Below are 14,239 nucleotides of genomic sequence, written 5' to 3'. Positions count from 1 at the left end.
AGCTTCTCACGCGCCTCCGCTGTCTCGCTGCGACAGCGGCGCGGCGAGGGCCTGCTCCCGGTACCGCTCGATGAACGGCAGTACCTGCTGTTCGATCACCGTGTTGTATTCCCGGGGCCGTTCCCGCGGATTGGCGTGGCCGGTATTGCGGGGCCGCACCACCAGCAGCGAACCGTCGGGTCCGCCGACTCGCTCGATCAGCACCCGATGCGAATACGCCACGTCGACGACCGGATCGTTCGCCGGGTCGCGGGGGCGGATGAACACGATGGCGGGACGCGGTTTCCCGCGGGCCGAGTGGGACAGCGCCCGCAGATGATCACCGCCGCCACCTGCCACGATCGCCAGGAACTGCGCCTCGATCAGACCGTTGCTCGCGGCATCGTCGTTGAAGATCTTCTCCCCCAGCACATCCGCGACCGTCTCACCCAGTTCGTCGACGCGGATACCGGGAACGCCGATGTGGTCGAGGAATCGGTCCCGGCGGGCGTAGGTCTCCACCGCCAAGCGCAGGCTACGGCTTTCCCGGGCGCCGGGCAGCCACCGCATCCAGCGCACCATATCCTCGCCCAGGCTGCGGCTTTCCGGACGTACCGCGTCCAGGTTCAGCGGGGTGCAGTCCAACAACACCCCGACCAGTCGGCGGTCGCTGCCGGTGTGGATGTGTTGGGCGACCTCGAGCGCCACCACCCCGCCCATACTGTGTCCGACCAGGACGATATTGCGCACCCCGGACATGACGGTGGCCCGGATGACCAGGTCGGCGATGACCTTCGTGTCGATACCGGTGTTGTCGTATCGGATCGCCCACACCACGCCCATCCGCCGCAGCGATGGCAGCGCCGCGGCGGTATCGGCAGCATTGAGCCCGCCGAGACCGACCATATCGATCACCGCGGTATCCCAACCGGTGTCGTCGACCGGCCCGGCCACCGGCAGCAGCGCGGGCGCGGTGCGGGCCAGCCGGACCTGTTCCGGAGCGACGTCACGAATCAGGTACTGGGCGAACAGCACCAGTACGAACATCAGCAGCACAGCCACCCGCAGTACCGCCAATCGGGTGCGACGCAATGTCGTCCACCGGTACCCCAACCGCGTCTCCCGCAGTCGGGCCCGGCGCCGCGCATCGTCCCAATCGGCGACGGTCGACGGAGGCCGAGGGTTCATCGGCGACATACGGGCCAGGGTAGGCACGCCCACCGCCCCCTTGCCACGATCGATATGGGACGGTTCGGCGCCGAGGGGGGCCGGCCGCCGCGACGTCGCTCCCGCGCATCGGAGCGTCCGATCAGAGGTTTCGATCGGGACGCTCCGATCCCCTGCGACGTCATCGACTGTCCGGCGTCTCGTTTCGCCTACCGACTTCGGCGAAGGCCCGGGCGTAACGGGTGCCCGCCAGCAGCAGCAGAATGCCCACCACCAGGAACGCGGCGACCCGGATGAGTCCGTCGAGGGTGGCCAGATCGAAGGTGAACAGTTTGACCAGCGCCGCGACCGTCACCAGCAGCCCGCAGCCGAGGGCGGACCTGGCGACAACGGCCGTGGGATTGCGCAGACCGTACAGCAGCGCGCCGGTGGCGGCCACCATCCACACCATGGTCGCGACACTGTGGCCGAGGACGAAACCATCGGCTACACCGGTCGCCGTGCCGATCGCGACGGAGGCCGCGTTCACCAGATACAGCGCGACCGCACCGCCCACGATCCACAGTGCTCGCTCCTCGGAGCTCCCCACCCCGCGTCCGGCCGACCGGAGCAGTTTCCGCAGCCCCCATACCGCCACCACGACGAGTGCCAGACCGATGAAGGCCGCCAGTGCCGTGGCCGGCACCAGCCGCAGTTCGGCCATCCGCTGCGAGGTGAGGGTGTCCGGATCGGCCTGGGCGAGGAAGGACAGCCCGCCGAGAACCGCGAAAACGCCGCCGATTCCGGCCGATACCCGGGACAGCCGCTGCCCGGCCACGCCGAAGAAACCGAGCGCGACGAGAAACAGCGCAATGGGCAGGGTCCGGGAATCGGCCACCCGCATACAGGTTTCCAACAGCGCGAACGCCCCCACCACGGCCGCGGCGGTCGCGGTATGGCCGGGTATGCGAGCGATATCGCGCAGTTTCGGCACCAGCGGCGAGGCCGCCACCGTGAGCAGAACACCCGCGTAACAGCCCGCGACGATACCGGCGGTACTCCCGTCGAACAGGCCGGGCACGACGAGCAGCGGCGTGGCCGCGGCTGCGAAGGCCAGGGTGGCCACCACATCCGACGGACGCCGCCGCACCACCGCCACGGCGCCGACCAGCCCGACTACCGCCACCGCGACCGCGGCGAGCAGCAAGAGATACAGCCGGTGCCGTTCGACGGTGTCGAAGGCGGCGACCGCGCAGGTCACCAGCGTCGCCAATACCGCCGGAACGGTGCGGACCAGGTGCAGGAACGGCCAGTCCCGCCCGAGTTGCACCGGGAGACATACCAGTTGCAAGGCGATGAGGAAGGCGAGCAGTGTCAATTCGACCGTCACGAACGGCGCCAGTGCCGCCGCACCCGCCACCACGAGCACCGCCAACGGCTGGGAACGCCACCGCACGGCCAGTCCGACACCGGCCGCCGCGACCGCCAACGCCGCCGCCGATCCCGGCACCGGATGCATCCATCCGTAGATCGCCGTCACCGCGATCACATCCAGGTAGCCGCCGGCGATACCGGTGGCGGCCAAGGCGATACCGCCCACCCGTCCCCCGTCGCGCCCGTACACCCGTACCCCCACGCCCACCAGCGCCGCCGAGAAGGCCGCCCCGGCGACAACCCTTGGCACCGGCCCGAACACTCCCGCCTGCGCGGCGAGCACCAGCAGCATCACGATACCGATCAGCGTGACCCCCACGCCCGAGACGGCGAGTAGCCGGCTGATCACCCCGTCCCGCTGCCACCACGGAGTCCGTGGAACGGGTTTCGGCCATCCACCGGATGGTGGTACCGCGTCGGATCGTACTCCGGCGCCCGGGCCGCCGTACCGCGGCGGGATCCCGCCGGCGTATCCGGGCCGGTACGGCGATTGCGGAATCCACCCGCCGGGTGGCATACCGGCCGCGCCCGGTGTGTGCGCCGGCGCCCCCGGCCACCCGGGTGTGATGCCCGGGGGCGGGACAGGACCCACCGGCGCCTGTGCCGACGCGGTCCCCGCCCCTTCACCGAGCGCATCCGCCTCGGTCTGTAGGTCGACCTCCGCCGCTGCCGAAACCGCCCGATCGCCCGCACGCGCTTCGGCATCCGTCGGAGGTGATCCGACCGCTTCGGGCTTCACGGCACCGGCGAACATGGTTTCGTCCGCTCCTGTGGTTTCCGCGACCGTACGGTGCTCGACCTGTCCACGGGTGCCCGCACCGGCAATCCGCTCTCCCGGTGGGGCCTCCGCGTATATGGCCGATTCCCCCGCCACAACCCGATAACCGTCCTCGGCCGCTACCGTCTCGGCACGACCGGCACCCGGCGCGCTCGCGAGGATCTGCGTGCGCAGCAGCCCCAGATCGCGCCCGAGCGCCCCCATCTGCGTTCCCAGCGTGGTGAACTCGCCGGACAGGCGCTCGACCAGCGCCGGATCGATAATCGTGGTCATATCATCGATGCTCGGGTGCCGAGCCCGGCCGGACATGAGTAGGAATACTCGGCACCGAGCCGGGATCTACCCGATTTCTCCCGCTTCACGGCGTTTCCGCCGGCCGAGGCGAGCCCGTCGAACAGCGGGATTCCCGGTTCCGCATCGCCTTGCGCGACCCGACTATTCGAGACCTTGTTCGATGGCGTATCTCGTGAGTTCCACCCGGTTGGCCAGATGAAGTTTGCGCAGTGTCGCCTGCACATGGTTCTCGACGGTTCGATGGCTCAGTCCCAGTCGGGTCGCGATCTGCTTGGCGGACAACCCTTTCGCCACCATGCGCAGGACCTCGGTCTCCCGATCGGTGAGCGCGGGGCGGGGTTCGCCGGGATCGGCGGGTGCATTGGCCATGCGGCGGTATTCGCCGAGGACCAGCCCGGCCAGGCCCGGAGTGAACACCGCCTGTCCGGCGGCGGTGGCCCGCACGGCCTCGATCAACTCGGCCACCGAGGCGCTTTTGACCAGATAGCCCGAGGCACCCGCCTTGACCGCGTCCAGGACGTCGTCGCGTTCCGCCGACGCCGACAGCACCAGCACCCGGCTGCCGGGCGATACCCGCAGCACCTCGGCGGTGGCCTGGGCCCCGGTGCCGTCGGGCAGCCGCATATCCATGAGCACCACGGTGGGGCGAACGGCCGCGGCCCGTCGGACGGCCGCGGCGGCATCCGCGGCGGTGGCCGCGACGTCGAAACCGGCCTCGGTGAGATCGCGGGAGACCCCGTCGCGCCACATCGGATGGTCGTCCACCACCATAACCGAAATCCCCTCGGGCGCGGTCGGGTCGGTCACCGCAGGTCTCCTCTCCGCCGTTCTCGTCCCACTCATCGTGCCAGACCGCATCGAGACAGGTCAGGATGTGCGCGGCACCCGGAACTCCCATTCGGTGCCCTCCCCCACCGCGCCCTCGGTGAGTAGTTCGGCGGTGCCACCGAGCGCGGCGATGCGCCCGGTGATCGACCGTGACACCCCCATCCGGCCCTCGGCCTCCGCCTCGGCCAGCCGACCGGGTGGGATACCGACGCCGTCGTCGCGCACGCTGACAATGAGGTCCGTCCCGGTATCCTCCACCAGCACATAGGCGCGGGCGTCCGGGCCGGCGTGCAATTCGACATTGTGCAGTGCGGTGGCCACCGCGGCGGCGATCTCACCGGCGGTCCGCCGCCCGATGGGTACCGGTTCGCCCGGCGGCGACACCGAGACCCTCGGGGTGGCGTACCCGGTCAGCAGTGAGCGCAGATCCACTTCACCGCCGCCGATGTCGCCTCCTGCCCCCTGTTCGGAGATCAACACCCGCAACGCCACTTCCTGCTCGCCGGCCCGCCGCGCCAGCTCGCCGGTGGGACCGCCGATCTCGCTGCCGCGGCGTTTGATGTAGCTGAGCACCTGCAACACCCCGTCGTGCACCTCGCGGGCCAACCGTTCCCGCTCCTCGGCCGCCGCGGTCATCCGCACCGCGCGCTGCAACTGCTCCTGGGCGCGGTGTGCGGTGTTGGCCGCCAGTCCCAGTGCCAGCCCGACCGATACCAGCACCGGTGCGGTCGCATCGCTCCAGACGTCCTCGCCCCATTGTTCGCGCACGGTGATGATCACCGCCGCGATCAGCAACCCGGACCCTACGCCGACCACCGGCCCGCGCAGGATCGCCGCGGAGATCACCGCGTTGGTCGCCCACATGGTGGTCGGCAACGGCTGATGTCCGTGATACCAGTCGTAGTCGGCGACCAGCCGGGTGGCGGCGATCAACCCGATCACCACGATATGGTCACCGATCACCACCCGTCGCCGGGTGCGCGCGACATCCGTGGTGTGCCACTGCGCCAACGCCGGCGCCGACACCCCCGACCACACCGCCATCAGGGCAATGAAAACCCAGCTCAGCCGCTGGTTGTGATAGTGCGGCGCCGAGGCGAACTGTTGGCCGATCGCATACAGCAGGGTCACCAGCCGGAACGCCTGCACGGCCTGCCAGAGCGGGCCGGTCGCCGCGTCGGCCGGGTCCGGCTCGGCCATCCGGGCTCCCGCTCCGCTGCTGTCGGTCACCGTCCGGCGCTCCGCTCAGGCCGGTATCGCGCGGCCCTCGACCAGCGCGGTCGGTTTGCCCAGCGATATCCGCCAACCGAGTTCGTTGTCCTCCGGCCGGACACCGTCGGACACTCCGTCGTGTTCGGCGCACAGCCGGGTGCCGGTGAGCGTGTAGGTGATTAGCATGACGCCGGCGACCTGCGGATCGTCCGTCTCGAACTCGATCGTCTGCACCACCTGCGCACCGGCTACCGGTTTCTCGAACCGCCCGTGCCGGGTGTCGGTGGCACCGCCGGATTTCCCGGCGGACGCCGGGTCGTCGTAGGGGAGGGATATGCCGAACCGCCCACCTTCGCAGGCGCCGAATTCGTGGGCCCGGCCGGTCACCCCCGTGGGCACCATCCAGATCGGCACTGCCTCGCCGTCGACCAGGGCCCGGTACCCCGCGTCCGGAGACACGGTGATATCCCATTCGATGCGTGTGGTGGTCGACATGACGAAACCTTATGCGTCGACCACTCGCCGCACAACGAACTCCGCGCCCCAAGAGCAGGAGCGGGTTACCCGGCCGCCAGATAGTGTTCGACCCAGGCCTGGGGAAACCAGGTGGGCGCCTCGCCCCGGAACTTCTCCGGCGGCCAGGAGCCGGCCCCCGCGGGCAGGGTCGCGACCAGGTCTGCGCCGGTGACCCGGGGCAGGTCGAAGCGGTTGGTCCGCATCGCCAGATCCGGATTGTCCGGCCAGGAGCCGATGACCAGTCCAGCGCACGGAACACCCGCGGTGTTCAGCACACGGGTGGTCAGCTCGCTGTGGTTGAGGGTGCCGAGTCCGGGGGCGGTGACCACCAGTACGGGTGCCTCCAATTCCAGGGCCAGGTCGAGCAGGGTGAAATCGCCGAGCCGCACCAGCAACCCGCCCGCACCCTCCACCAGCACCACATCGGCGCCGGCCAGATCGTCCACGGCGGCCGTGGTTTCGGTCAGGGTGAGCAGGGGCGCGCCGCAGCGACGGGCGGCGGTGTCGGGGGCCAGTGGCTCGGGGTAGCGGGCCAGTTCCACGGTGTGGGTGGCGCCGCCGAGACCGACAACGGTGGCCAGATCTCCGGGTTCGCCTTCGGCGACGCCGGTTTGGGCCGGTTTGCAGACGGCGACGGTGCGTCCGGCGGCACGGGCGGTGACGGCCAGGGCGGCGGTCGCCACGGTTTTCCCGACCTCGGTGGAGGTTCCGGTGACGAACAGCAGACTCATCGGCGCCTCACAGTGCCACCGCGTCGGTGGCGCGGGCACGCGCCAGCACCTCGCCGAGTACGACCGCGATGGTGTCGATATCGGTGGTGGACAGGTCGGCGCGGGCGGTGATCCGCAGCCGGGAGGTGCCCTCCGGCACGCTCGGCGGACGGAAACAGCCCACCTCCAGTCCCCGCTCCCGACAGGCCATGGCGGCCGCGTAGGCCACTTGCGCGTCGCCGAGCACCACCGAGACCACCGCCGAGTCCGGTGCGGGCACGTCCGCGATTCGCGCGATCTCGGCCGCCCGCTCCAGGACCAGCCCGGCCATCCCCGGATCCGCGCGAAGCACCCGCAGCGCCGCCCGGGCGGCACCCACCGCGGCAGGCGCCAGACCGGTATCGAAGATGAATGTGCGCGCGGCATCGATCAGGTGCGCCCGCACCCGATGACTCGCCAATACCGCGCCCCCCTGCGCCGCGAGGGCTTTCGACAGGGTGGCGGTGACCACCAGATCCGGCTCCCCCGCCAGGCCCACCTCGTGCACCAGGCCGCGGCCGCCGGCACCGCGCACCCCGATGCCGTGCGCCTCGTCCACGATCAGCACCGCGCCATTGGCCCGGGTCACCCGGTGCAGTTCGGCGAGCGGCGCCAGGTTCCCGTCGGCGCTGAACACCGAGTCGGTGAGCACCAGCGCGCGTTCCTCGGTGCGCTCGGCGAGCAGCCGGTCGACCACCGACACGTCACAGTGTGGGGCGATCTCCACGCGTGCCCGCGACAGCCGGCAGGCGTCCACCAGCGAGGCGTGGCTTCTCGCATCGGAGACCACGAGCGAACCCCGCCCGGCCAATGCCGTCACCACCCCGAGGTTGGCGGCGTACCCGGAGGCGAAGACCAGCCCCGCCTCGGCCCCGGTGAACTCGGCCAGCTCCATTTCGAGCAGTTCGTGTTCGGTGGTGGTCCCGGTCACCAGCCGCGATCCGGTCGAGCCGGCGCCCCAGCGGCGCACCGCATCGATCGCCCCCTCGATCACCTCGGGCCGGCGCGCCAGTCCCAGGTAGTCGTTCGAGGCCAAATCCAGCGCCGCCGATTCCACCGCCCGGGGCCGCAACCGTCGTCGCAGTCCGGCATCCACCCGTTCGGCAGCGCGCTCGTCCAGCCAGGCCAATGGGTCGGTCATCACAGCTGCACACCATACTTGAACACCGTTCAGGAACCCACCCCGGCCGGAAGTTCCCACCCCCCGGAGGCACCGGCACGCCGTCCACACATTCGGTCGTCGCCGCCCGGAACGGATCCCCGGAGAGGTCACGACGAGGCGAACCAACCGGGCGTATCCAGCCGGAACACCTCGCCGGGCGTGAGGGTGCGCAGATCGGCCTCCAACGCGGCCAACCGGGCGGCCCCGATGAGCTCGGCCCACCGACGGTGGAGGCGGTCGAAGGCGCGTGCCGAGCTGTCCAGCGCGTCGAGGGCCCGTCCGGTGAGCGTATAGACCTTGCGTCGGGCATCGGCCGGGTCGCGTCCGGGTTTCAGATATCCGAGTCGCTCCAATGTCTCGACATGTTTGCCCGCGGCCTGTTTCGAGATTCCCAGGGCGCGACCGAGGTCGGCGGCGGTACAGCCGTCCGCGCCGCCGATCCGGCCGATGGCCTGGAAGACGAAACCGTGCATCGGCCGCAACTCGGCGTGCCCGTGTTCGACCAGTTCCGCATGCACCTCGTCGATGGCGGCACGGAATCCGAGCAGCATGCGCAGCGGCATCTCATAACCGCCGGCCTCCCCGGAATACCCGGAGCCGCGGGACCCCGTTGACATAATGGACAACCTCGTTGACTATATGGACAGTATCGTTGTCCATTCTAAGGAGCAATGCTCATGCCCGTCATCCGACAGTCCGATACCCGCCGCACCGAAACCCCCAACGCCGTGATGACCACCCTCGCCTCCCCCACCCAGGGCGGGTCGTCGCTGGCCCTGTGGCGGGTCGATATGGCCGCGGGAAACTCCGGACCCGTGCACTACTGCGACGCGGAGCAGATCTGGACCATCCTCACCGGACAGGCGACCTTCGACCTGGACGGCACACCCCTCGACGCCACCGAGGGCGATACCGTCGTCCTGCCCGCCGAGACCCCACGGCGGATATCCGCGGGATCGCAGGGTTACACCGCTCTCGTCACCGCCCCGGGCGGTGCCGCCGTGCGCACCCCGGACGGCGGCGATCCGATCGTGCCGGCGTGGATGGCCTGATCAGCACGCGGCCGCGGCGGCCACCATGGCCGTGGTGATCGTCGCGATATCGTCCGAGCCGCTGATGAACGGCGGCATCGCATAGACGAGATTTCGGAACGGGCGCAGCCAGGCACCGGCCGCCACCGCCGCGCCGGTCGCCGCGCGCATATCCACGGGACGGTCGAGTTCGATCACCCCGATGGCGCCGAGAACCCGCACATCGACCACGCCCGGCAGTTCGCGTGCCGGTGCCAGGCCCTCGATCAGTTCCGCCTCGATACGCGCCACCTCCCCGCGCCAGTCGTGTGACAGCAGCAGTTCGACCGAGGCGACGGCGACCGCGCAGGCCAGGGGATTGCCCATGAAGGTGGGCCCGTGCATGAGCCCGCCGTGTGCGGCGCTGATCGTCTCGGCGATCCCCGCCGTGCACAATGTGGCCGCCAGGGTGAGATATCCGCCGGTCAGAGCCTTGCCGACACAGATGACATCCGGAGCCACCCCGGCCTGTTCGGCGGCGAAGAAGGTACCGGTACGGCCGAACCCGGTGGCGATCTCGTCGAAGATCAGCAGTACCTCGTGCGCGTCGCACAGCCGTCGTAGATCGGTGAGATACCGCGGATCGTGCCAGCGCATCCCGCCCGCGCCTTGCACCACCGGCTCGACGATCACCGCCGCCAGCTCATCGGCGTGGGCGGCCAGGGCGGCCGCCAACTCCCGGACGTAGTCGTCGCGGTAGTCGCGCGGCGGTGCGGAGACGAAGACCTGTTCGGCCAGCACACCGGTCCACAGCGCGTGCATCCCGCCCTCCGGGTCGCAGACGCCCATCGGAGTGAACGTGTCACCGTGGTAGCCGCCGCGCCACGTGAGCAGGCGCCGCTTGCCGGGGCGGCCGAGCGAGCGCCAGTACTGTAGGCACATCTTCACGGCGACCTCGACCGATACCGATCCGGAGTCGCACAGGAACACCTTGTCCAATCCCTCCGGGGTGTGGCGCACCAGCAGTTCCGCCAATCGCGCGGCCGGTTCGTGGGTGAGCCCGCCGAACATCACATGGCTCATTCGCCCGGACTGGTCCCGCAGGGCCGCGTCCAGGACCGGGTGCCGGTAGCCGTGAACGGCCGCCCACCAGGAGCTCATTCCGTCGACCAGTTCTCGGCCGTCGGCCAGGGTCAGGCGGGTGCCGGCGGCCGACGCGACCACCAGCGGTTCCGTGGTGGCCGGGAAGCCTCCGTAGGGATGCCAAACATATTTCGCGTCGAGGGCGGTGATCTCGGCGGGGGTCAGTGCCACGAGAGCTCGGGTCCTTCGCTGTCGGCGAGAGCCGCACGGCACGCACCGCAGCGGCCTGAACGCTGTTCAAGTTAGCAATCGCCCGGGGTGTTCGCATCCAGGGGGCGGGGACCGCCATCCGACACCGCCGCGGGCATCCCCGCCAGGACATCGATCACCCGGGCCAGTCGGTTCCGCAACTCGTCGAATCCCTCGGCGCCCAGGTCGGCGCGCAGCACCCCCTCGATCCGAACGATCCGCGTGCCGGCGATGCGCAGCGCGGCGGCTCCGGCGTCGGTGCACACCACCAACCGAGCACGACGGTCGGCGGGGTCCACCTGCCGCCGCACCAGCCCGACCCGCTCCAGCTGTCCGATCAACTCCCCCATCGACTGCTGTGTCATTCCCGCCGCCTCGGCCAACGCCCCTACCCGCGATCCCGCGGGATCGAGGTACCGAAAGACCGCGTAGTGCGCGGGCCGCAGCCCGTCACCCAGCCGGGCGCGCAGTTCCCGGTTCAGTTCGTCCTCGAAGGCGCGGGCGGCCCGGACGAGCAGTTTCAGCAGCGAAGGCCCTTCGGGAGTTGACATATTATGAAGCTTACCTTTCTAATGTTCGTATGGAAGCCGGCGGCACACTCACCTTCCGGAGCGGACACCGTGTCACGCTGCTCACCGAGGGCATCGACGAGCAGGGCCCATACCTGCGCCTGCGCCACGAACTGCCGAACCCCGACCGCCAGGCCGGACCGCACTGGCACCCGGTACTCACCGAACAGTGGACCGTCCACCGAGGCGCCCTGCGCTTTCGCATCGACGGCCGCACCGTCCATGTCCGCCCCGGCGACACCGTGACGGCGCCCGCGCGCGCGGTGCACGAATTCTGGAGCGACGAACCCGATACCGTGCTCGAGCACGAGATCCGCCCCCCACTGCGGCATCGGCGCATGTTCGAACTGTGGTGCGCGCTCGACAACGCCGGCAAAACCACCCGCTCCGGTATCCCGCGCGACCCGTTGGCACTGGCGTTGCTGTGGGAACAGCAGGACGGTTACCTCGCCGGTGTCCCGGCATGGCTGCAACGGGCGGTTCTCGGCCCCCTGGCCGGGCTCGCCAGAAGAATCGGTTACGAGCGCCGATGGATTGGGAATCCCTCTGCGGGACTCTGACCAAAAGACCACCACCCGACCGGTTCCGCGGTCATTGGCGCTACTGTCGATGTCATGTGTGCGCTCGATTTGCCGCGGCTCGTCATCCACCGCTCCGGATGACGCGCCGTTCACATGACCGAGCTGCCCCGCAAGACCGAGCCAATTCCCGAGAACCGCATGTTCGAAGCCCCGCCGACCGTGCCCACCCGACGTCGTGTCCGGCACACCCCGGTGCGCAGCACCTACCGCCTGCAACTGCGTCCCGATGTACTGACCTTCGCGGGTGCCGCCGCCATCGCCGAATACCTGCAGCAACTGGGCGTCTCGCATCTGTACCTCTCGCCGGTGATGACCGCCCTGCCCGGTTCCACGCACGGCTACGACGTCACCGACCCCACCACCGTTTCCGCGGCGCTGGGCGGACCGGGCGGGCTGAAGGCCCTCTCCGACGAGGTACGCGGCCGCGGTATGGGCCTGATCATCGACCTGGTGCCCAACCATGTCGGCGTCGGCGACCCGCAGCACAACCGGTGGTGGTGGGAGGTACTGCGCAACGGCCGCCGCTCGGCGTTCGCCCACTATTTCGATATCGACTGGAGCCCCGGTAACGGGGCGGGCGGGCGGCTGGCACTGCCGGTGCTGCAGAGCGAGAACGACCCCGCCGCGCTCACCGTCGACCGCACCGGCCCCGAACCCATGCTGGCCCTGCACGATATGCGGTTCCCCATCGCCCCCGGCACCGACGGCGACAACGCCCTGCGCATCCACGACAAACAGCACTATCGGCTGGTGAGCTGGAAGTCCGGGGTGTGCGGCTACCGCCGCTACCTCGCGGTGAACACCCTGGCCGCGCTGCGTCAGGAAGAAGCCGAGGTCTTCGACCTCACCCACCGGGAACTCGTGGCCTGGTGCGATCACGACCTGATCGATGGCGTCCGGGTGGACCATCCCGACGGCCTCGCCGATCCGGCGTCCTATCTGGCACGGCTGCGCCGGGTCATCGGTCCGCACCGACTGCTGCTGGTGGAGAAGATCCTGTCCAACCGAGAGCCCTTGGACCCCACCCTCCCGATCGACGGCACCACCGGCTACGAGGCACTCGCCGATTTCGGCGGAGTGCTGATCGACCCGGCCGGCGAGAGACCGCTCACCGAACTGTCGCGTGCCGTCGCCGGCCACGGCAGCGACCGCGTCTGGATCGGCGAGAAACAACACCGCATCAAACGCGCGGTCGCCGAAAGCGTTCTCGCACCGGAGGTCCGCCGCCTGGTCACGGCGATCAAACAGGACGCGGACGCCGAGGATTTCGACACCATGGCCCTGACAAACGCCACCATCGAGGTGCTGGCCTTCATGCCGGTGTACCGCTCCGACTACACGCCGCTGGCCGGGATGATCGGCGCCGTGATGGCCGATGTGCAGCGGCGCAACAGCGAACTCCGGGTCCCGCTGTCGGTGTTGGTGCGGGCGCTGGCCGCGGGCGGCCCCGCGACGACCCGGTTCTCCCAGGTGAGCGGGGCGGTCACCGCGAAAGCGGTGGAGGACATCATGTTCTACCGGGCGGTGCGGCTGGTATCGCTGCAGGACGTGGGCGGCAACCCGGCTCGATTCGGCCATTCGGTCAACGAATTCCACCTGGCCAATATCGGCCGCGCTGCCCGCTGGCCCGCCTCCATGACCACGCTGTCCACCCACGACACCAAACGCGGCGAGGATGTGCGTGCCCGGATCGGGGTGCTCTCTCAGGTATCGCGAACCTGGGCCCGGCTGGTGACGTCCTGGCTGGAGGCGGTCCCGCCACCGGACGGCGCGACGGCGCTGTTCCTGCTGCAGAACATGTTCGGCATCTGGCCCGCCGACGGCAGACCCGCCTCTTCGGTGCCGGGCCTGCGCGAGCGATTACACCGATTCGCCGAGAAGGCGATGCGCGAAGCCGGCGAACACACCTCCTGGGAGGACCCCGATACCGAGTTCGAGTCCGCGGTGCACACCTGGCTGGACACGGTGATCGACGGACCGGTCGGCGGACAACTCGGCGATCTGGCACACGACCTGGCACCGCACGCGTGGTCGGATTCGCTGGCGCAGAAACTGCTACAGCTGTGCGCCCCCGGTATCCCCGATATCTACCAGGGCTGCGAGCTGTGGGAGGACTCGCTGGTCGATCCGGACAATCGACGACCGGTGGACTTCGGCGCGCGTGCCGCGATGCTGCATTCGCTGACCAGTACCCCGGAACCGGATGTCACGGGGGCGGCGAAAATGTGGATCGTCGCCTACGCGTTGTGGTTGCGCCGGGAGAAACCGGACTGTTTCGTCGGCGGCACCTACACACCCCTGTTCGCCTACGGTGAGCAGGAGGACAAACTGGTCGCCTACGTCCGCGGCCGGTTCGGGTCGGAGCCGGAGGTCATCGTCGCCGCCACGCGGCTCAGCGTCGCCCTGGCCGAAACCGGATGGGGCGACACCTTCCTCGAACTGCCCGGCGGCAGCTGGACCGACCGGCTGACCGGACACACCTTCCAGGGCCGGGCCCGGATGGAGAAACTGTTCGCCCGGCTGCCGGTGGCGCTGCTGGTGCGCTGAGCGAAGATCATGCCCGGTCGACGAGCCGGCCGGGTGCTCCGGGTCCGCGCGAGTCCGCGGGATCGTTCGAGGCACCGCCGGCCGGGAGAGCGACCACCCGTT

General features: G+C 69.8%; 13 protein-coding genes. 3 read left to right on the top strand and 10 right to left on the bottom strand.

What is annotated here, in order from left to right:
- Window positions 1-6 precede the first annotated feature (6 nt).
- From ON20_RS09020 to ON20_RS08985, 8 genes are all read right to left on the bottom strand, one after another.
- The gene (locus tag ON20_RS09020) at window positions 7-1,176 is read right to left on the bottom strand and encodes an alpha/beta fold hydrolase (RefSeq protein WP_040834721.1); all 1,170 of its coding nucleotides are present in this window, start codon (window positions 1,174-1,176) and stop codon (window positions 7-9) included.
- Window positions 1,177-1,327: 151 nt separating this feature from the next.
- Window positions 1,328-3,610: a DUF2339 domain-containing protein gene (locus ON20_RS09015; protein ID WP_245547124.1), complete on the bottom strand. Its 2,283-nt coding sequence runs from the start codon at window positions 3,608-3,610 to the stop codon at window positions 1,328-1,330.
- Window positions 3,611-3,772: 162 nt separating this feature from the next.
- The gene (locus ON20_RS09010; RefSeq protein ID WP_051161977.1) at window positions 3,773-4,402 is read right to left on the bottom strand and encodes a response regulator; all 630 of its coding nucleotides are present in this window, start codon (window positions 4,400-4,402) and stop codon (window positions 3,773-3,775) included.
- Window positions 4,403-4,498: 96 nt separating this feature from the next.
- Window positions 4,499-5,659 (bottom strand): MacS family sensor histidine kinase, encoded by a 1,161-nt coding sequence (macS, locus tag ON20_RS09005; RefSeq protein WP_083864765.1) that lies wholly within the window; start codon window positions 5,657-5,659, stop codon window positions 4,499-4,501.
- Window positions 5,660-5,704: 45 nt separating this feature from the next.
- Window positions 5,705-6,166 (bottom strand): SRPBCC domain-containing protein, encoded by a 462-nt coding sequence (locus ON20_RS09000; protein WP_040834558.1) that lies wholly within the window; start codon window positions 6,164-6,166, stop codon window positions 5,705-5,707.
- A 65-nt stretch (window positions 6,167-6,231) separates the two neighbouring features.
- A complete protein-coding gene (gene bioD, locus ON20_RS08995) occupies window positions 6,232-6,918 on the bottom strand; it encodes a dethiobiotin synthase (protein ID WP_040834556.1) in 687 nt (228 codons plus the stop codon).
- Window positions 6,919-6,925: 7 nt separating this feature from the next.
- A complete protein-coding gene (locus ON20_RS08990) occupies window positions 6,926-8,077 on the bottom strand; it encodes an 8-amino-7-oxononanoate synthase (protein WP_040834553.1) in 1,152 nt (383 codons plus the stop codon).
- A 128-nt stretch (window positions 8,078-8,205) separates the two neighbouring features.
- Window positions 8,206-8,715 (bottom strand): MarR family winged helix-turn-helix transcriptional regulator, encoded by a 510-nt coding sequence (locus ON20_RS08985; RefSeq protein ID WP_051161975.1) that lies wholly within the window; start codon window positions 8,713-8,715, stop codon window positions 8,206-8,208.
- 60 nt (window positions 8,716-8,775) lie between these two features.
- On the opposite strand from ON20_RS08985, the gene ON20_RS08980 reads away from it, so the two are divergent.
- A complete protein-coding gene (locus tag ON20_RS08980) occupies window positions 8,776-9,150 on the top strand; it encodes a cupin domain-containing protein (RefSeq protein ID WP_040834717.1) in 375 nt (124 codons plus the stop codon).
- On the opposite strand, the gene ON20_RS08975 is transcribed toward ON20_RS08980, so the two are convergent.
- Window positions 9,151-10,422, bottom strand: coding sequence for an adenosylmethionine--8-amino-7-oxononanoate transaminase (locus ON20_RS08975; protein ID WP_040834551.1), 1,272 nt, complete (start codon window positions 10,420-10,422; stop codon window positions 9,151-9,153).
- Between the two features lie 71 nt (window positions 10,423-10,493).
- Window positions 10,494-10,991, bottom strand: coding sequence for a MarR family winged helix-turn-helix transcriptional regulator (locus tag ON20_RS08970; protein WP_051161974.1), 498 nt, complete (start codon window positions 10,989-10,991; stop codon window positions 10,494-10,496).
- Between the two features lie 29 nt (window positions 10,992-11,020).
- Between ON20_RS08970 and ON20_RS08965 the strand changes: the two genes are divergently transcribed.
- Together ON20_RS08965 and treY are read left to right on the top strand one after the other, a co-directional pair.
- Window positions 11,021-11,569 (top strand): cupin domain-containing protein, encoded by a 549-nt coding sequence (locus ON20_RS08965; RefSeq protein ID WP_040834550.1) that lies wholly within the window; start codon window positions 11,021-11,023, stop codon window positions 11,567-11,569.
- Window positions 11,570-11,728: 159 nt separating this feature from the next.
- A complete protein-coding gene (gene treY / locus ON20_RS08960) occupies window positions 11,729-14,137 on the top strand; it encodes a malto-oligosyltrehalose synthase (RefSeq protein WP_051162036.1) in 2,409 nt (802 codons plus the stop codon).
- Window positions 14,138-14,239: the final 102 nt, after the last annotated feature.

It is taken from the genome of Nocardia brevicatena NBRC 12119, assembly GCF_000308495.1.
In the GTDB taxonomy this organism is placed as follows: domain Bacteria; phylum Actinomycetota; class Actinomycetes; order Mycobacteriales; family Mycobacteriaceae; genus Nocardia; species Nocardia brevicatena.
This window is presented reverse-complemented; position numbering and strand designations above follow the sequence as displayed.